The following is a 19,102-nucleotide window of genomic DNA, read 5'->3' as shown; positions in this document are numbered from 1 at the left end:
CGTTTCCCCGAGCAGGACCTGCCCGACATCGTCTACATCGAGCACCTGACCAGCGCCCTGTACCTGGACAAGCTCGAAGACCTGGACCAGTACACGGCCACCATGGAAGCCCTCTGCGTGGCCGCGCCCCCACCCAGCAAAACCCGCGACAAGCTGGCCGCCATCCTCCACGACTACACCTGAACCGCTCCACCTGTCCTGCGCTCAGGCGGGGCGAACTATGGTGGCGGGATGAGTTTCACCGGTTTCCCGGCGGCGGCGCTGGACTTCTACGACGATCTCGAGATGGACAACAGCAAGACGTTCTGGACGGCGAACAAGCACGTCTACGAAGAGTCTGTGCGGGCGCCGATGGTGGCGCTGCTCGCGACGCTGGAGGAGGAGTTCGGGGCGGCCAAGATCTTCCGGCCGTACCGTGACGTCCGGTTCGCCAAGGACAAGACGCCGTACAAGACGGCCCAGGGTGCCTTCGTCGCGCTCGGGCCGTCCACTGGGTACTACGTCCAGGTGGCCGCGCCCGGTGTCCGGGTCGGCGCCGGCTTCTACGAGGCGTCGGGCGAGCGGCTTGCCAGAGTTCGCAGTGCGATCGACGAGGACCGGCGGGGCAAGGAGCTCGAGAAGTTGCTGGCCGAGCTGGAAGCGGCCGGGTGGACACTCGGCGGCGACAAGCTCAAGACGACACCGCGCGGGTACGACGCAAGCCATCCCCGCATCGAGCTGCTCCGGCACAAGTCGATGACGCTCGGCAAGTCCTACGGCTTCGAGCCGATCATCCACACCCCGGCCCTCGCCGACCAGATCCGCACCGACTGGCGCACCGTCGCCCCGTTCCTCGACTGGATCACCACCAACGCCTGAGCCGCATTCCGTTCCCCGGCCGCTACCCGGCTCGCGGGGCGCGTGGACCTCGGAGTTCTGCAACCAGTTCGCGGAGGGCTGTGCTGCGGGAGAGGGCTGGGGTGGTGAGGTAGCCGATGGTTCGGCGTGGGGCGGTCGGGCCGAGGGGTTCGACGGTGACTTCGGGGGCCCGGTCGGCGGCGGTGGTTTCGGGGACCACGGCCATACCGAGGCCATGGGCGACCATCGAGAGCAGGACGGTGTCGTCGGCGACGTTGATAGTGGCTGGGGGCAACCAATCCTGGGTGCGGAACCAGGCTTGGGTTTCGGCGGAGCAGTTCTCGGTCCAGTCGATCAGCGGGAGGGATCGCGGATCAGCCGATCGAGCCGGGTGGATCAGCACGTAGGGCTCGTCGAGTAGTTCGCCGCCGACCAGGCCGGCCGACGCGGGGAGCCGGTGCGGGAGGTTCACGATCGCGAGGTCGGCGCGGCCCTCGACCACCTCGGTCGCCGTACCCCCGCCGACGTCGCGCACGATCGATACGTCGTACGAGAGTTGCGGGTGTTTGGCGGTGAGCCGGGTCAGTGCTGGTGGGAGCAGTTGCGCGGCGGCGCTGCGGAAGGCGGCGATGCGCAGGCGGGTGTCGAGTACGCCGCCGGCGGCCGCGCGTGTGTCGGCGCGGAGTACGTCCATCAAACGGAGGACGCCACGGCCATGCAGGATCGCGCGTTCGCCGGCCGGGGTCGGGCGGGCGCCGTGCCGGCCGCGGTCGAACAGGACGGTACCGAGCTTGCGTTCGGTCATCCGGACCGAGTGCGAGACGGCCGACTGGGTCAGGTCCAGAGTCGTTGCCGCGGCCGAGAAGCTACCGGTGCGTTCGACGGCGTCGAGGACGCGGAGTTCGGCGGCGGTGAGGTCCACGAAAGCAGCCTAACCGCTTCCATGAACGGCGCTCATGGAAGCGGCCCGTTGCAACAAGATGCAACTCTGCCAAGCGGCAGGTTTCCGGCCCTACGGTGGAACCCCACCGAGAGAACGGAAACCATTCCATGCGCGCCATCCAGGTCAGCCGGTACGGCGGGCCCGAGGTCCTCGAACACGTAGAGGTCCCCGCGCCGGTCCCGGCCGCAGGCGAGCTCCTGGTCGAGGTCGGCGCCGCCGGAGTGAACTATGCCGACACCCACCGCACCGACGGCTCCTACACCACCATCACCCAACTGCCCTTCATCCCTGGTTCCGAGGTCATCGGAAGGACCGCCGATGGTCGCCGGGTCCTCGCCCCGACCTTCGAAGGCGGCGGGTACGCCGAACTGGCCGTGGTACCCGCCGCTGACGCCGTGGACGTCCCCGGCCCGGTCGGAGACGCCGAGGCGCTCGCCCTTCTCGTCCAGGGACTCACCGCCTGGCACCTCCTCCGCAACAGCGCTCGCCTGTCACGCGGTGAATCTGTCGTGGTGAACGCCGCCGCCGGCGGAGTCGGTACGTTGGCCATCCAGCTCGCCCGGCTCTTCGGCGCCGGCCGGGTGATCGCGGTCGCGTCGACCGACGAGAAACGCAAGCTGGCGCTCTCCCTCGGCGCGGATGTCGCGATCGGCAGCGACCCCGATGGGTACGCGGGCAGAGTCGTTGCCGCCAACAACAATCAGCCCGTCGACGTGATCTTGGAGTCGACCGGCGGCTCGACCTTCAACGCCGCCCTCGGCGCACTGGCCGGCTTCGGCCGCCTGGTCACCTACGGCAACGCGGCTCGCGAAGGCCGTCGTCCCCTGCTCGACCCCGCACTACTCGCCGACCACAATCTCACCGTCGCCGGCTTCTGGCTCCGCCCCGCCCTCCAAATCCCCGGTATGTACCGCGAGCCCCTCGCCGAACTCTTCAACCTCGTCGCCACCGGCAAACTCGAGCCAGTAGTCGCCGAGTACCCCCTAGCCGAAGCCCGCCAAGCCCACACAGACCTCCTAGCCCGCCGCACCACAGGCAAACTGGTACTCCACCCCTAGCCACCACCCCGTCGATCCGACCCACCCACATCACCATGACCTCCAACGCCGGCGGGCGCGCGGCGGGCCGGGGCGCCCCGCACCATGCAGCCGGTGGCCCCCGCAGAACCGGCGGCTGGCGGCTGGCGGCTGGTGGCTGGTGGCTGGCGGCTGGTGGCTGGTGGCTGGCGGCTGGTGGCTGGTGGCTGGTGGCTGGTGGCGCCAGGCATGCATAAGTCGTGGCGGTGGGGTCGACGCGCCGGTGGAAATCGGTTGCATGGCGAGTTATGTGTGCGCGGACGACCGGTTGTTGCTATCAGCAACCACTCGGGAAGTGGCAGTCGCCCGCCTGCGGGCGGTGCTTTGTGCCCCAGTCGGTTGGGGTTAGGGACATGGTGAGGTGGAGGTTGCCGCCGGCAATCAGTTCTTCGTGGGTCAGCCAGGGGCGGTCGGTGGGGTGGTCGTTCAACCGTGCCTGCGCCACGTAGATGCCGTCCCCCTCGCGGGTGATGGTGAAGGTGGCGTTGCGGGAGGTGCGGAAGGTGGTCCTGTCGAAGATCGGGCTGCCCAGGATGTACTGCTTGTCCACCGGGGAGACCGGGTAGAGGCCGGCTGCGGCGAAGATGTACCAGGCGGACATCTGGCCGCAGTCCTCGTTGCCGCCGAGGCCTTCGGGGCCGGTGCCGTAGCCGTGGTCGCAGACGTAGCGGGACCACTTCTGGGTCAGCCAGGGCGCGCCGGCGTAGGTGAACATGAAGGCCATCTGGTGGACCGGCTCGTTGGAGTGGTTGTAGAAGTCGTTCCATTTCATCAGGTCGGCCGGCGGGGTGTTCTCGAAGATCGCGTTCAGCCGCTCGATGAACGCAATCTCGCCACCGGCCAGCGAGATCAGGCCGGCAACATCGTGCGGAACGAACCAGCCCTGCTGGTCCGGGTTGCTCTCGGTGCAGCCTTCGTCGAAGCCCATCCAGGAACCGTCGGCATTGCGGCCGCGGAACCAGCCGGCCTCAGGGTTGAAGAGGTTGCGATAGTTCTGAGCACTCGCGTCCAGCAAGCGCACATCGTCGTCCAGCCCAAGTACCGAGGCGAAGCGCGCCAACGCGTGATCGCTGTAGGAGTTCTCCAGCGTCGTCGACAACCCGATGTCCACCGAGTACCCGAGCGACAGCCAGTTCTCCAGATCGTTCCGGTTCGACCGCGCCACCGGCCCCAGCGCCACCTCCCGGCAGAACCGGTACGCCGTATCGACATCGAACCCGCAGATCCCCTTCACCACCGCCTCGGAGATGATGTTGATCGCCGGATCCCCCACCATCGTGTCGGTGTCGACGCCGAGCAGCTCCCACCGCGCCAGCCCCTTCACCCGTCCCGACGCGGTCAGGTCGAGCAACGTGTTGATCTGATCCGTGACCACCTTCTCGTCGATGATCGTCATCAACGGCAGCTGCGCGCGGAACACGTCCCAGCCGCTGAAGACCGTGCGCCGCTCATACCCGAGGTCGTCCCCGACGTCGCTCGACCGTCGCGGCTCGATCATCGTGTGGTAGAGCGCGGTCCGGAAGATCTGCCGCTGCTCAGCCGTACCGCCCTCGATCTCGACCTTCTCTAGCACGGCCGCCCATGCCGCCCGCGCATCCGCAGCAACTTCGTCGAAGTCCCACCCCGGCAGGTCATGGACGAGATTCCGCCGGGCACCTTCGACGCTCGTGTACGAGATGCCTGCCTTCAGCAAGACCGGGCCGGACACGTCCAGTTCGAGGAAGAAGCCGGCTGCCGCGCTTGCCGTAGTACGGGCTGCATCGTGACGGATGTCGTCGCCGTCCCAGGTGGCGAAAGCGGCGATCGGCTGGGAGAGCCGGAGCGAGAAGAAGACCGTGTACTCCGGCCCGTTGCCGCAGATCCATCCGCCACCGGACCGATCGCACCGCATCCACCCCTCGACCGTGTGATCGTCGACGAGCTCCACGGACTGCTCGACCGAGTGCGACCCGTCGAAGCCGACCCGGCGAGCCAGGTCGACCTTGATCCGGGCCGGCCCCGCAGCGGCGTACGTGAAGCGAATGATCCCGGCCCGCTCCTTGGCCGTCAGCTCGGTACGGACCTGATAGCGATCGAGGTCCACCGAGTAGTAGCCGGCCTTGACGATCTGGTTGCTGTAGGGACTGTTGGCCTCGACCCGGTCGGTGATCAACGGCCCGGTCTGTGGCATCACCTGAAGGTTGCCGAGGTCCCCGTAACACCCGATCCCGCCGAGATGCGTGAAGCTGAACCCCTCGATGGTGTCCATGTCCGCGGAGTACCCACTCCCGTGGTCGCCGCCGCTGATCGTGTCCGGGCTGAGCTGCACGAGCCCGAACGGCAGTACCGGCCCCGGGAAGGTCTTGCCGCAAGCGGTGTCCGGGAGCGTGGTGAGGGCACCGATCAACGGATCGATGTCGTCGACAGGGTGAGTCATGGCGGGGATCCTCAGAGACTGGCGAAGAACGCACGGATGTCGGTGACGAGCAGATCAGGTACTTCGAGCGCGGCGAAATGGCCGCCGCGCGGGTACCCGGTCCAGCGCACGATGTTGTTCGTCCGCTCGGCGATGTGCCTCAGCGGGATGAAGTTGTCCTCCGGGAAGTCCGCGAACGCAGTCGGCGCTGTGGACACGGGCAGCGGCTGTCCCCAGTAAGCGGCGTGACTGCGCTCGTAGTAAATCCGGGCGGCCGACCCCGCCGTCCTGGTGAACCAGTACAGCGACACGTTGGTGAGCAAGTGATCCCGGTCGATCGCCCCGTTTCCCGACCACTCCTCGAACTTCTCCGCGATCCACGCCAGCTGCCCGACCGGCGAGTCCGTCAAAGCATAGGCAACCGTCTGCGGCCGGGTCGACTGCAGATCCGCATACCCCTGCTTCTCCTTCAGCCACCCTTCGAACCGCCGCCACGACGCCACCGTCCGCTCGCGCTCCCCCGGCGGCAGCGCTGCCAACTCCTCGTCGGTCGGCTCCGCGGTAGCCCCCGCGCCCGGAATCAGATTCAGATGCACCCCGATCACCCGCTCGGGATACAACCGCCCGATCTCCCGCGAGATCCCCGCACCCCAGTCCCCACCCTGTACGCCGTACCGCTCATACCCCAGCCGCGCCATCAACTCCGCGAACGCCCGCGCCACCCGGACCTGCTCCCACCCCGTCTCCGTCGTCGGCCCCGACAACGTGAACCCCGGAATACTCGGCATCACCAGATGAAACGCCGGCCCATCGCTCCCGTACCGCCGAGGATCCGTCAACGGCCCCGCGATCTCCTGAAACTCGACCACCGACCCCGGCCACCCATGCGTGATCAGCAACGGCGTCGCATCCACCTCGCCCGACCGCAAATGCACAAAATGCACCCGCGCCCCGTCGATAGTGGTCGTGAACTGCTCCCACTCGTTCAACCGCCCCTCGGCCGCCCGCCAGTCATACCCATCCCGCCAGTACTCCGCCAACTCCCGCAAATACCCCACCGGCACCCCGTAATCCCACCCAACCCCCGGCAACTCCTCCGGCCACCGAGTCAACTCGAGCCGCCTATGCAGGTCGTCAAGCTCCCCCTGCGAAATCTCCACCCGAAACGATTCGATGCTCATAGCAACACCCTCCCCCACCCCTGACCCCCGCGCACGCGGGTTTCTCCCCACACACAGGTTTCCGCCCCTCGCGCCCTCCGCAACCGCTCCGCCTGCCGAGCTCGGCGACCCACACGGACTCGTCCACGCTCAACCGGCCATGGGGTTGGAGACACTTCAGGCAATGCTTTGAGGCGACGGGAGACGGGATGGGTCGGCGTACCGATGCTCTGACTGAATTGGCCGGTGTCGTGCTGGACGTTGAGCGGGGGCATCCGGTGCGGGTTGGGATCGACGGCTGTTCTGCGGCGGGGAAGACGACGCTGGCGGACGAGTTGGCCGGGATGCTGCGCGCCCGGACCGACCGCGAGATCATCCGGGTCGGCATCGACTACTTCAAGCGTGCTCCTGAGCTGCGGACGGCGTACCCGATCGAGTCGCCGGAGAGCTACTACCTGGACACCTGGGATCACGACGCGATCCGCGAACGCCTGCTGGTACCTCTCGGCCCGGGCGGCGATCGCCGGTACACCACCGCGATCAGGCATGCCAACGGACAGTCGCTCGCCGAGTCATCCGTCCACACGGCCAGCGCTGACGCGGTACTGCTGGCGGACGGTGCGTTCCTGCAGGTACCGGCGCTTGTCGACCACTGGGACCTGCGGATCTACGTGCAGGTCAGCTTCGACGAGGTCCTCCGGCGCGGCTCGGCCCGGGATCAAGCTTGGATGCCCTCGGCAGCCGCAGCCGAGGAGCGCTACCGCAAGAGGTACATCCCTGGCGAGCGCATGTACGTCGATCAGATCCGGCCGCGGGCGTTGGCTCAGGTTGTTGTGGACAACGGGGAGCCGGCGCGGCCAGTGCTGACGATCAGGCGGTGACGCGGTCTCGGACTACCTTGACGGTCAGGGCGGCGGCTAGGCATAGGCCGCCGGCTACCAGGATCAGGGTTACCAGGGTGCCGGAGTTGTTCAGGCGGGCGTCGCAGGCCATGGGGGTGATGCCGGCGGCTGGCTGGAAGACCGAGCCGCAGTCGGTGCCGGTGGCGGAGACTGAGCGGAAGCCCAGGCCTAGGCCTCCCAGCAGCAGGATGACGCCGGCGGCGATCAGGATCTTGTTGATCGCCGTCATGCCGGCACCGCTGGTGATGCCTGTTCTGACGGGCATGCCGACGGCACGACCCGACTGCCCCGTTGCACTTCGTTCACTCCTGACTTCGACCGACACCTCTCCGAACTTACGGTCCCGGGTCGTCGTAACCACGCCCGGACGGCCGTCAGCAGCGATTCTTCACACAGTCCTTACTCAGGACATACCTGCACGTGACGATGGTCTCAGAGGGCGCGACAGCCGGTGACACTGGCATCACTGTGCCAGTAACTGGACGACTGTCCAGAACCCGGAACGCGCTCTCCGGATACCGGAGAGCGCGTTGCCGGGAGGAGTTCAGAACCCGCCCGAGGCGGTCCCCCCGCTGCCCGTTGCCGGGGTCGTGAACGAGAGGTTCGGGTCCGGACCCCACTGGTCGGCGGTCGCCGGATAGTTCGCTTCCTGGCGTTTGATGCACTTCCATTCAACGGTCGTGCTGGGCGGCAGGTTACTGATCGTGCCGGTCCAGGTCGGATATGCGGTCGGCGCCAGCTTGACCGCGCTGGCCACCGACCAGGCCCCGAGCTGCGGCGCGCTGCCGACGACATAGACCGACTGCCCGGTCGTGGTCGTCCCGCCGGAGCAGCTGAAGGTCTTCGAAACGACCGTTTGACCGAGGGCGAAGACGAACGACTTCGCCGTACCGACCGCCAGCGACGCCGACTTGGCGACGACCAGGTTGCCGCCGGCGTTGTACCAGCCGCTGCCCGCCGCGTCGAAGGCCGCCTTGTTCGCGTACTGCGTGAGCGCGCTCCCGTTGAGCGTGACCCCCGACGCCTGCGTGTCGGCCACCAGCTCGACCACGTTCTGCCGCGACGACGGAGCCCCGGTGTACGTACCGGACGACGTCGCGATCCCCACGGTCGCCGTGTTGCCCGACCGCGACTGGGTCAGATCGGTCGTCCGCTTGGAACCGGTCTGGTACCCGATCGTCGAACCGTCGTCCTCAGCCACCGTGAACGACGAGGACGTGGTGTCCGAGTAGACCCGGGCGACCAGCTCGTTGCGGGTCGTCCCGTCCGCCCGCTTGCCGACCACGTTCATCGTCTGGTCGTCGACGTACATCTTCGGGATGATCGCGCCGGCCCGGGCATACGCCGGCAGCTGGAACTTGCCGTTGCGCCACAGCGGCACATCGGTCAGGTTCTGGCCGGTGCTGACCGTCTTGGTGTTGGTGTAGTAGTCGAACCAGGTACCGGCCGGCAGGTAGACGTCCCGCTTGCGCTGGTTCGCCCCGGCCGCGACGCCGACGAGCAGGTCCTTGCCGATCAGCTTCTCGTGGCCGACCTCCCGCACGTTCGGGTCGTTCTGGTACTGGTAGACCAGCGGCGGGATGAGCGGTTCGCCGGTCGTGTTGGCGCGATGCGCGAGCGAGTAGTAGTACGGCGTGAGCTCGTACCGCTGACGCAGGTTGGCCAGGTTGCTCGGTACGTCGCCGATCGAGTCGGGCGACGTCTCCGCGCAGTTGCAGAGGTTCTCGGTGTGTGGCCGGATCGGCACGTCGAACCAGGACGAGTTCGCGAACCACTGGGTGTAGAGCTCGTTCAGGTCGCTGTCCAGCATCTCCCGCCGGAAGCCACCGATGTCGGAGCCGAAGTAGTCGATACCCGACATGGACATCTGCATCTGCACGTTCTGCTGCGACGCGAGCGCCGTCAGCTTGGAGCCGATGTCGCCGGACCACATCGCAGTACCGGTCCGTTGAATGCCACCGGCCGCCGATCGAGCGAGCATGAACGGCCGCTGCTGTACTGCGTTGTCGGTATAGCCCTTGGCAATGCCGCGCGCCCATTCGAGGTTGTACAGGTTGTGGTAGTCGGAGTGCGCGTGCTTGCCCGCAAGCAGACCGGACGTCCAGTCACCCGCGTCGTACATCTCCGGCTCACCCAGATCGAGCCAGTGCCCCATGACACCGTCGTTGATCAGCGGCTGCCGCTGCGTGTTGTGCCACTGCGCGCTCGCGGCCGGCTGGGTCCAGTCGATCATCCCGCCGCGACCCCACCAGTCGTTCCCGGTCAGGTACGCCGGGCTGCAAGTCGAACAGCCCGCCCGGATCAGGTAGCCCGACGACGCCATCGACGTGTGCTCGGGCAGGTTCTTGCCGACGTACGACTCCTCGATCGTCATCACGCCGACGCCGTTGGTGTTCTTGTACGCCGCCAGCTTGGTCGCCGCGTTGGGGAAGTTGACCGGGTCCCACTCCAGCGTGCCCATCCGGGTGTTGTCGGAGCCGGCCGTCACCCCACCGAACCAGTTGACGTCGAGCATCACGCCATCGGTCGGGAACTTGTTCGCACGCAGACCGGACAGAGTCGTGTCGATCTCGTTCCAGTTGTCGTAGCCGTACTCCGACATCCACAGGCCGAACGCCTTCTTCGGCGGCACCGGCGGCCGCCCGGTCAGCTCGAGATAGTCCTTGCGCAGATCGGGCAGATCGGGTCCGCTCATCACGTACCAGCGCAGCTGATCGCCGAAGGTGTCCATCGTCCACGGGTCGCCGGTCAGGTTCCAGTCCTGCTTGTAGACCTGGTCGACGAACATGCCGTAGTTGGTGCTGCTGGCGCCGACCGCGAACAGCACCGGGATCTGCGCGTTGCCGACCGGCCCGTTGTCCGTGTCGTAGAGCATCGCGTTGCCGTAGGTGCCGCTCGTCCGCTGCCGGCCGACCCAGTCACCGTCGGCGCTGCCCCCCATGAAGAACTGCTCACCGAGCCCGTACGCGTTCTGCATGGACGACTTGGTGAAGCTCAGTCCCTTCCACGCCTGGCTCAGATTGCGCGGGCAGGTCGTGTTGAGCAGGAGCTGCGGCGTCCGGGCGGTGTCGTAGACCGTCGCGCACAGCGTCGAAGTGTTGACGTCGACCTTGATCCCCGGCGTCGTCAGCACTCCACCAACCTGGTTGAGGCTGGTCGGCCCGGGATAGTCCGTCTTGGCGATCTGATCGGTGGTGAAGATCGGCGAGCCCGTGCCCGGTCCCGCCCCCGCACCCATCTCGAAGTGCACCAGATCGTCGTCGAGAAACTCCACCACCAGGTAGTTGCCCCCGGCAGTGAACTGCACCCGTTGTACTGCGGCCTGAGCCGCCTCCACCGGCAGCACAACCAGCATCGGCACCAACAGCACCAACCCGAGGAGCCGCGCGAGCATGCTCTTCCGGCCCCTCATGGCCGTGCCACCGAGATGTTGTCGAGGTTGATTCCACCAGAGCCGTAGACCACCTTCACCACCCGTTTCCCTGCGGTGAGACTGGTCGTCAGCGTGGCCGTCCCCCACGTGTCCCAGTTGCCCGTACTCGGCAGGTTGACCGAGCCGACGCTGACGCCGTCGACCTGGATCGTGCGGGTCGCCGTGGTCGCCGCGCCGTTGGAGTACCGGAGCTTGATCACATGGCTGCCGGTCACCGCCGCATTGGTGTCGACCTGTACGGCGTCGCCCGCGGTCTCGAACCCGTCGACGAATCCGGTCCCGGTGTAACCCGGGTGGTCGGTGTTCACCGTAGTACCGGTGTTGCTGCCGAATTCAGCCTCATACGCAGCCTTGTCGACACCATTCAGTACTACGCTCCGCGCCGCCGCACTCGACGCCGTCTTCACGAGCGTCAACTGCTGCACCGGATCCCAGAACCAGCCCTCGGTCGCGCCCTGCAACGCGGCGAGCGTCGCGTGGGCCGTCATCGTCACGCCATCCTTCGTCACCGACGTCGGCTTGCTCGACGCCACCTGCAGCGTGCTCTTGGTGGCGAGGGGTGGAACGCTCACCGTCACCTGGTGACCGGCGAAGTTCTCGGTCGACGTGACCGTGCGGGTCTGGTTCGCCGAGTCCTCGAAGTACCCGTAGCTGGTCGTGCCGGCCGGGTAGATCCGGAACGACAGGTTGGTGTAGTTGTCGACGCTGTTGCCGATCGTGCCGCCCAGGTCGTAGTCCGCGTTCAGGTTGAGCGGGACGATCGCGCCGGCCTTGGCGTAGACGGGGATGGTGCCGGTGTCGGCGTTGTAGACCTTCGTGCCGGCACCCTGCGCCCGGCCGCCGTTCCAGAAGTCGTACCACTCACCCGCGGGCAGGTAGACGTTCTTGCTGGTCGCGCCCTGGGTCGTGATCGGTGCCACCAGCAACTGACGACCGAACATGTACTGCTGGTCCTGTGCCGCCGCCGTCGTGTCCCCCGGGAAGGCGAGGCTCATCGACTGCATCATCGGCAGGCCTGTGGTGGAAGCGTTCTTGGCCTCGGTGTAGAGGTACGGGATCAGGTTCATCCGGGTGTTGGCGAACTTGCGGAACTTCGGGATGACGGTCGTGTCGCCGGACCGCGCCTGCACGTTCCACGGCGTCCGCGCCTCGGAGACGCCCGGGTTCGACTTCTCCGAGTGGTACTGCATGATCGGCGAGAAGGTCGACTGCGCCGCCGCCCGCAGGTACAGCTCGCTGCTCGGGAACGTACCGGTGAATCCGGCCATGTCCCACGACCAGAACGGGATACCCGACGCGCCCGCGCTCTGGCCGGCCCGCACCGCCTGCTGGAACGCATCGAACGTGGACGCCTGGTCACCGGCCCAGAAGATCGAGTTGGCCTGCGCTCCCGAAGTACCGCCGCGGCTGAACAAGGTGCCCTGGGCACCCTTCTTCGTGGTGACGAAGTCGTTGTACGCCCGGGTGTACTCGTTCGGGTAGGCGTTGTGCAGCTCGTCGCCCTTACGACCGGAACCACTGGTCACGTTGCGGCCGAAGACCGCCTCGCTGCCGTCGGTCTTGAGGCCGTCGATGCCGACGTCGTCGAACAAGTAGGAGCGCTTGCTCATCCACCAGTTGGTGGCGGCCGTCTTGGTGAAGTCGGGCACCGTGCTGTTGCCGAACCACTGCCCGGACGGGATCCGGTACGGTCCGCCGGCGCCATCACCGAGAACGTAGCCCTGGGCAACGGCATAGTCACGGTCGTTGACGTGTTGCTGTGGCGCCGTCGGCGGGTTGGTGTCGAAGTCCTGCTTCAGCACCGGGATCTGCCAGAGCACCATCTTGACGCCCTGGTTGTGAGCGGCCGTCACCATCGCCTTCGGATCGGTCCACTCACCTCCGGCCGGGAAGGTCAGATCGGCATAGGTGAGCGCCTGATTGCCGGGCTTCGGCGTGTACGTCGCGCCGTGCCACAGGTAGAAGGTCGCCTCGTCGCTCCACTGCTCCAGCACCATCGCGGTGTGCGGGATCTGGTTCGACGTCATGTTGGCGAGTTCGGAGTTGACCTCGGCCTGGGTGTTCCACTCGTTCGCGGAGCCCCAGAGCCCGAACGACCACTTCGGCGGCAGCTTGGGCCGCGCAGTCGTCGCGGTGTACTGGTCGAGCATCTCGGCCCGCGTACCGGTGAAGAAGTAGTAGTCGACCGTCGAGTTGAGCGCGCCACCGGTGTCGACGGTGAAGCCGGCCATGTCGGTGAGGTGCGTACCGAGGTTGAACACGGAGTACCGGGTGCTGGGCACGTAGATGCCGTAGCCGGCCGTGTTGGTGACGAAGGGGACGCTGAGGTACGTACGGGCGGTCGGGCCCTGGTCCTGGTACTGGTTGTAGACGTAGTTGTGGACGTCCTTGCCGCGCTGGTCGAGCGCGTCGTACCGCTCGCCGAGTCCTTCGAAGCGTTCGCCGGCCGGGGAGAGCCAGTGGTCCTCGACCTTCGTCACCGTCGTACTGCCGTCGCTGGCCCAGCCGGTGTTGCGGAAGGTCGCCGGGTCGTACTGCCGGGCGATGAGCGTCGTACCATCGCCCTTGTAGACGGCGACCCGGTACGGCGACTTCTGGATCTTGAGCACGACCTTGGTGGTCGCGATCTGGAGAGTGCCCGCGCTGTCCGTCACCGTGTACGCCGATGAGCCGGTGATGTTGAGGCCACTGCCGGTCGGGGCGACCTGCACGTGGAAGCGGTCGATCGCGGGGAACGCGAACCGCACCTTCGGGGTGAAGCTGCCCGCGGTGTCGCCGGTCGTCACGTCGACGCTGGTGCCGTTGTTGACGAAGCCGGAGACGTTGCCGGTCCCGGAGTAGCTCGTCACCGCGAACGAGAACGGGCCGGTCGTCTTCTGGTTGGCGCCGTCGACGTCGGCGTTGACCGTGTAGGTGATCTGGTCACCGCGCGCGAAGGTGCCGAGCGCGACCTTCCAGTACGTGTTGTTGCCGCTGTTGTAGTCGAAGGCACCGCCGATCGGAGTCTGGTTGACGCCGTTCTTGGTCCAGGTGATCCAGACCGTCTGACCCGACGAGACCGGCCAGGTGGTGGCCTTGATCTGGACTGCTTCGCCGGCCATCGGGTCGCGGGGCGCGCGCTCGGTGAGGGCGGTGTTGTAGAGCTCGTCGGCGCCGTACGGGGCGTGGAAGACGCCGGTCAGCGTGCCGGCGAACGCGGGCGTCGGGGTGAACTGGAAGATGACCGCTGCGAGCACCAGGAGCGCAGCGACCCACCGTCTTCTTGGCTTGTTCAGGGCATGGGACATGTACAGGCCTCACTTCAGGGCAGAAGAAAGAGAGAGAAGAATCAGGCGGAGCGTTTGGTGAGGGACGGGCGGTCGGCCTCGTCCGGGCGGAGGTTCGGCTGGAAGAGTTCTCCCAGGAACAGGCCGGCGGCGCCTTGCGCCCAGGCTTCGTCGTCCCAGTCGTCGACGACCACGTCCAGCTCGCGCTGGAGTCCGTCGAACACGGCGTGCTGTAAGGCATCCTCGAAGCCGGGAAGGAACAGATCGCTGGACCGGGTCCCTTCACCCGCGAGCACGATCAGCTTCGGATTCAGCAGATTGACGAGGTTACCGACGGCCGTCCCCAGCGTCCGGCCGACTTGATCGAAAACATCTTTCACACCTTCGTCACCGCCGCGAGCAAGCTCAGCGGCCTCCTCGACGGTGTCGCATCCAGCAGCCTCGAGGATGGCCGGTTCACCGATCAGAGCTTCCAGACACCCACGCCCACCGCAGTCACAAAGCGGGCCATCGGCAACAACTTTCGTATGCCCGAACTCACCCGCGCCGCCCCCAGCACCGCGATACAGCCGGCCGTCAAGCACCATCCCGAGCCCGACACCACGCCCGATACTCACGACAGCCACATCGGACACACCCCGCCCGGCCCCGAACCACTGCTCATTGGCAACCAGGGTGTTCACATCGTTGTCCACCACCACCGGCAACCCGATCCGCCGCTCCAGCTCCGCGGCCAGGTCGACATCACGCCAGTCGGCGTAAGTCGCATGCCGAACCACCCCGGTAGCCCGATCGATCACCCCTGCCAACCCAACCCCAACCCCGTACACCGGGGCCGGAGCGGGAGCGGGAGCGCCGCCCGCAACGCCGCCCAGAGCGGCGTCCGGAGCGGCGGCCGGGGCGGGAGCGCGGTCCGCAGCGCCGCCAGGGGCGGCGGCCGGGGCGGCCGCTTGCCGCGGCGAGCTGATTGCCGTGCCTGCGCGCAGTTGCTTGACCACCGTGGCGACTGCTTCGACGACCGTGTCGACGTCATCGCCGACAAGACTCACGGTGGTGCGTTCGACGATGCCGGCGTTGAGGTCGGTGAGGACTGCGATGACCCGGGTCTCGGTGACCTTGATGCCGATCACATACCCGGCGTCGGGCCTCAACCCGAGGAGCACCGGTCGTCGGCCACCTCCGGACGACGCCGTCTCCCGCTCCTCGATCACCCCCGAGCCGATCAGCTCGGCGACGATCTCGGACACCGTCGGCAGGCTCAACCCGGTTCGCTTGGCCAGCTCCGTCCGCGACACCAGCCCACCGCGCAGCTCCCCCAGGACCAGCGACGAGTTGATCTCCCGGATCAGCTCCTTGCTCCCCACCCGAACCGGCTGCACCCGCCTCACGCCCCTTACTAAGGTCACCGAAGGAAGTCCCCGGAAGCTAACCCCGGCAGGCGAGCTCCGTCAACACCTCGCACGGTCCGACATCCGCGCGGGGGTGGGGTGCTGTTGGCGGACCCGCCCGGCCCGGGACGCAGTTCGCTTGGCCACCGGCGGGTCTTCCTACCGATGGCGTCAAACATCACGCCAGCGACACCAAAACCCGCCATCGAACGCCGTTTCTTCGCCGACTGACGCGCTACAGGCCGCCAGCCGACGAACAACCCGCCAGCCGACCCCCGATCTGCGCACCTGTCGCGCCGCGACGAAGGGAGCCGCCCGGACCGCCACGCATACACAACCACCGCGAACAGCCCCGACACGCCCGGGGTAAGCGATTGCCGAGTGGGTTTGGTGTGCACTGGCGGACCGGCCCGAGCGACGGCGGACCGCCGCGCCATCAAACGCCCGCAGGACCACCTCGACACGCCAAGACCAACGCCACTCCAGGAGGCTTTGACGGGCCGGCGGTTCGCCCGTTGCCCCCAGCAACCGACTCCTGGGCTTCGGGCCGATCCGGTCGGGGTGAGGTGTGGGCGGCGTGGTGTGGGGCGCGTAGAGGCGGTGCGCGCGCTGGCGGAGCGTTGCGTGTTCGGGGGCGGGCTGGTGGTCGATCGCCGAGGGTAAGCGGCTGGGCGCGGTGAGGTGAACCCTTGACACGTCTCCGCCGGGGGCTTACTTTTTGGCTAAATTTAGTGGCGAAGTAAGTCGGGAGTGAACGTGGCGAGTGGACAGGGTCCGATCCCCCGCGGTGATCTGGTGCCGTCGGGGATCGTCGGGTTGCTGGGGACCCAGGGGCCGACCTCGCGGACCGAGATCGCCAAAGGGCTCGGGCTGAGCCCGGCGACGGTCACCCAGGTGACGAAGGACCTGATCGCCCGCGGGCTGATCGAGGAGCTGGAGTCGGTACCGTCCAAGGGCGGCCGCCCGGCGCGCCTCCTCGGGCTCGTCCGAGACGCCGGCGTCGCGCTCGGCGCCAAGGTGACCGCCGATCACGTCGCGGTGGTCACCGTCGAGCTGGACGGAACCGTCCGCTCGTCGACCGAGCTGCAGTACGACCCCGCCGCCCCGGACGCGATCGAGCGCCTCGGCCAGATCCTCGCCAAGCAGGTGGCCGAGCTCGACGACCGGCTGCTCGGCGTCGGCGTCGGCGTACCGGGTGCTGTCGATTCGCAGGCCTCCGGCATCGTCGACGCCCCGACCCTCGGCTGGCAGTCGGCTCCCGTCGGACCGGTACTGCGCTCCGCGATCGGCACCCCCGTCCTGGTCGACAACGACGTCAACACCCTCGCCGCGGCCGAGCGGCTGTACGGAATCGGGCGCGCGCACTCGGCGTACCTGGTCGTCACGATCGGGCGAGGCATCGGCTGCGGCATCGTCGTCGACGGCGGCATCTACCGGGGCGCCAACGGAGGCGCCGGCGAGATCGGGCACATCCCGGTCTGGTCGCCAGGGACCGAGCAGCCGCCGTGCACCTGCGGCTCGACCGGCTGCCTCGAGGCGTACATCGGCGCGGAAGGCATCGCCCGGACCGCCCGCGCCCGCAAGGCGATCGGACCGCGCGGCACGCTCGCCACTTTGTTGCGGGCAGCAACGACCGGCGACGTCGCGGCACAGCAGATCTTCGAGGAAGCCGGCGGCATGCTCGGCCGGGCGCTCGCCGGCGTGATCCACACGGTCGACCCCGAGGTCGTCGTGCTGATGGGTGAGGGAGTGGACGGATGGGAGTTCTGGCAGACCGGGTTCGAGCCGTCGTTCCGGCGATCGTTGCTACCGGCCCGGCGCGCGGTACCGGTGATGGTGGAGCCGTGGACGGAGGACCAGTGGGCCCGCGGCGCGGCGTCGCTGGTGCTGAGCTCCCCGTTCGACTCGGCCGGCAACGGCGGCGAGCAGAGCCGGCTCGTCCGCGCCCGGCTGGAGACCCGATGAAGGCGAACGCGACCGTCACCCGCCGCCGGACCAAGCGGCCGGGTGGCTGGAAGCGGCTCGGCTGGGTGCTGTTCTTCCTGTTGCCGAGCGCGATCCCGCTCTTCGTCTTCACGCTGGTGCCGATGGTCTCCTCGCTGTGGGTGAGCCTGCACAAGTGGAACCTGATCTCGCCGATGGAGTGGGTCGGCCTCGGCAACTACACGAACCTGCTGACCGACGAGAACACCCGCCGGGTCTTCCTGCACACCCTGATCTACGTCGCCGGCTACCTCCCGATCGTGTACGCCGGTGGGCTCGGCCTCGCACTGGCGCTCAACCAGAAGCTCAAGGGCCGCTCGTTCCTGCGGGCGACCTACTTCCTCCCCGTCGTCACCAGCTGGGTCGTCGTCGCGCTGGTCTGGAAGTGGCTGCTCAACCCGACGAACGGCCTGGTCAACCAGGTCCTCGGCGCGGTCGGCCTCCCCCAGCCCGGTTGGTGGACCGACCCGCACTGGGCCCTGCCCGCCGTCATCCTCAGCTCGGCGTGGAAGGACCTCGGTTTCGTGATGGTCATCCTGCTCGCCGGTCTGCAGGCCATCCCGTCCGACCTCTACGAGGCCGCGAAGGTGGACGGCTCGAGCGCCTGGCAGCGCTTCTGGCGCGTCACCCTCCCACTGCTCTCCCCGTCGACCTTCTTCGTGGTGGTGATCTCCCTGATCAACGGTTTCCAGGTTTTCGACCAGGTCTACGTGATGACCGGCGGCGGCCCGCAAGGCTCCAGCCAGGTGGTGGTCGGGCAGATCTACGACCTGACCTTCCGGTACGGACGCGCTGGTGAAGCGTCCGCGCTGTCCTGGATCCTGTTCGCCGTCATCCTGCTGATCACCGTCTTCCAGATCCGCGGCCAGCGCCGGTGGGTGCACTATGCGTGACACCAGATCCCTCCCTGCGAAGATCGCCCTGTACGCCGCTGTGCTGGCCGGCGCCGCGATCATGCTGTTCCCGTTCCTCTGGACCGTGATCACGTCGATCACTCCGGAGGGCTCACTGGCCGACGGCCCCAAGCTGGTCGTCGACAACCCGACGCTCAACGCGTACCGGACGCTGGTCGACGCGATCCCGATCTGGCGGATCATCGTCAACTCGCTCGGCATCGCGATCGCGTCGACGGTGCTCCAGCTGATCACCGGGTCGATGGCGGCGTACGGGTTCGCCCGGTTGCACTTCCCGCTCAAGAACGTCGTGTTCGGCTTCTACCTGGCGACGCTGATGGTGCCGCTGCAGGTGCTCGTCGTCCCGCTGTTCATCGAGATGAAGACCTTCAACCTGCAGGACACGTACTTCGCCCTGCTGGCGCCGACGATCGCGTCGGCGTTCGGGGTGTTCCTGCTCCGCCAGGCGGTGACCGCCGTCCCGATGGAGCTGGACGAGGCGGCCACCATCGACGGCGCCGGCCATCTGCGGATCTTCACCACGATCGTGTTGCCGCTGATCCGGCCCGCGCTGGCGACCGTCGCCGTGTTCGCGTTCATGGGCAGCTGGAACAGCTTCCTCTGGCCGCTGGTGGTGATCAGGTCGCCGGAGTTCATGACGCTCCCGCTCGGCCTGTCCACCCTGCAGGGCCAGTTCACCACTCAGTGGGATGTCGTGATGGCGGGCTCCGTCGTCTCGATCGTCCCGATCGCCATCGTGTACCTGCTCGCGCAGCGCCACATCATCGCCGGTGTCGCCCACACCGGCATCAAGTAACCCCTGAAA

At 67.4% G+C, this 19,102-nt stretch carries 15 protein-coding genes; 8 read left to right on the top strand and 7 right to left on the bottom strand.

Annotation, left to right across the window (positions count from 1 at the left end; genetic code table 11):
• On the top strand, positions 1–183 hold a 183-nt coding region (locus ABD116_RS23485; RefSeq protein ID WP_343974065.1), incomplete at its 5' end, for a Scr1 family TA system antitoxin-like transcriptional regulator.
• Positions 184–231: 48 nt separating this feature from the next.
• A complete protein-coding gene (locus ABD116_RS23480) occupies positions 232–858 on the top strand; it encodes a DUF2461 domain-containing protein (RefSeq protein ID WP_343974062.1) in 627 nt (208 codons plus the stop codon).
• Positions 859–880: 22 nt separating this feature from the next.
• On the opposite strand, the gene ABD116_RS23475 is transcribed toward ABD116_RS23480, so the two are convergent.
• Complete coding sequence (locus ABD116_RS23475; RefSeq protein ID WP_343974059.1) at positions 881–1,759, bottom strand: LysR family transcriptional regulator; 879 nt, start codon at positions 1,757–1,759, stop codon at positions 881–883.
• A 128-nt stretch (positions 1,760–1,887) separates the two neighbouring features.
• Here ABD116_RS23475 and ABD116_RS23470 point away from each other — a divergent pair, with 128 nt between their 5' ends.
• Together ABD116_RS23470 and ABD116_RS23465 are read left to right on the top strand one after the other, a co-directional pair.
• A complete protein-coding gene (locus ABD116_RS23470) occupies positions 1,888–2,838 on the top strand; it encodes a quinone oxidoreductase family protein (RefSeq protein WP_343974056.1) in 951 nt (316 codons plus the stop codon).
• A 35-nt stretch (positions 2,839–2,873) separates the two neighbouring features.
• Positions 2,874–3,053, top strand: coding sequence for a hypothetical protein (locus tag ABD116_RS23465; protein ID WP_343974053.1), 180 nt, complete (start codon positions 2,874–2,876; stop codon positions 3,051–3,053).
• A gap of 80 nt (positions 3,054–3,133) precedes the next feature.
• Here ABD116_RS23465 and ABD116_RS23460 read toward each other — a convergent pair whose 3' ends face one another.
• Positions 3,134–5,272 (bottom strand): GH92 family glycosyl hydrolase, encoded by a 2,139-nt coding sequence (locus ABD116_RS23460; protein ID WP_343974050.1) that lies wholly within the window; start codon positions 5,270–5,272, stop codon positions 3,134–3,136.
• 11 nt (positions 5,273–5,283) lie between these two features.
• A complete protein-coding gene (locus ABD116_RS23455) occupies positions 5,284–6,432 on the bottom strand; it encodes an epoxide hydrolase family protein (protein ID WP_343974047.1) in 1,149 nt (382 codons plus the stop codon).
• A 188-nt stretch (positions 6,433–6,620) separates the two neighbouring features.
• Here ABD116_RS23455 and ABD116_RS23450 point away from each other — a divergent pair, with 188 nt between their 5' ends.
• Positions 6,621–7,292, top strand: coding sequence for a nucleoside/nucleotide kinase family protein (locus tag ABD116_RS23450; RefSeq protein WP_343974044.1), 672 nt, complete (start codon positions 6,621–6,623; stop codon positions 7,290–7,292).
• On the opposite strand, the gene ABD116_RS23445 is transcribed toward ABD116_RS23450, so the two are convergent.
• From ABD116_RS23445 to ABD116_RS23430, 4 genes are all read right to left on the bottom strand, one after another.
• On the bottom strand, positions 7,282–7,578 hold the full coding sequence (locus tag ABD116_RS23445; protein ID WP_343974042.1) for a hypothetical protein: 297 nt from the start codon (positions 7,576–7,578) through the stop codon (positions 7,282–7,284). The genes ABD116_RS23450 and ABD116_RS23445 overlap by 11 nt on opposite strands.
• 279 nt (positions 7,579–7,857) lie before the next feature.
• Positions 7,858–10,725, bottom strand: coding sequence for a TIM-barrel domain-containing protein (locus tag ABD116_RS23440; RefSeq protein ID WP_343974040.1), 2,868 nt, complete (start codon positions 10,723–10,725; stop codon positions 7,858–7,860).
• Positions 10,722–14,033, bottom strand: coding sequence for a TIM-barrel domain-containing protein (locus ABD116_RS23435; protein WP_343974037.1), 3,312 nt, complete (start codon positions 14,031–14,033; stop codon positions 10,722–10,724). Before ABD116_RS23435 ends, ABD116_RS23440 begins: the two co-directional genes overlap by 4 nt.
• A 41-nt stretch (positions 14,034–14,074) precedes the next feature.
• Positions 14,075–15,400: an ROK family protein gene (locus ABD116_RS23430; protein WP_343974034.1), complete on the bottom strand. Its 1,326-nt coding sequence runs from the start codon at positions 15,398–15,400 to the stop codon at positions 14,075–14,077.
• A 756-nt stretch (positions 15,401–16,156) separates the two neighbouring features.
• On the opposite strand from ABD116_RS23430, the gene ABD116_RS23425 reads away from it, so the two are divergent.
• The 3 genes from ABD116_RS23425 to ABD116_RS23415 are packed head-to-tail and all read left to right on the top strand — an operon-like array spanning position 16,157 to position 19,093.
• Positions 16,157–17,365, top strand: a complete 1,209-nt coding sequence (locus ABD116_RS23425; RefSeq protein WP_343974032.1) for an ROK family transcriptional regulator — start codon at positions 16,157–16,159, stop codon at positions 17,363–17,365.
• Entirely contained in the window at positions 17,362–18,276 is a 915-nt protein-coding gene (locus ABD116_RS23420; RefSeq protein ID WP_343974029.1) for a carbohydrate ABC transporter permease, read from the top strand. The genes ABD116_RS23425 and ABD116_RS23420 overlap by 4 nt, the downstream gene beginning before the upstream one ends.
• On the top strand, positions 18,269–19,093 hold the full coding sequence (locus ABD116_RS23415; protein ID WP_343974027.1) for a carbohydrate ABC transporter permease: 825 nt from the start codon (positions 18,269–18,271) through the stop codon (positions 19,091–19,093). The genes ABD116_RS23420 and ABD116_RS23415 overlap by 8 nt, the downstream gene beginning before the upstream one ends.
• Positions 19,094–19,102: the final 9 nt, after the last annotated feature.

Source organism: Kribbella koreensis (assembly GCF_039525325.1).
Taxonomy (GTDB): Bacteria; Actinomycetota; Actinomycetes; order Propionibacteriales; family Kribbellaceae; genus Kribbella; species Kribbella koreensis.
This window is presented reverse-complemented; position numbering and strand designations above follow the sequence as displayed.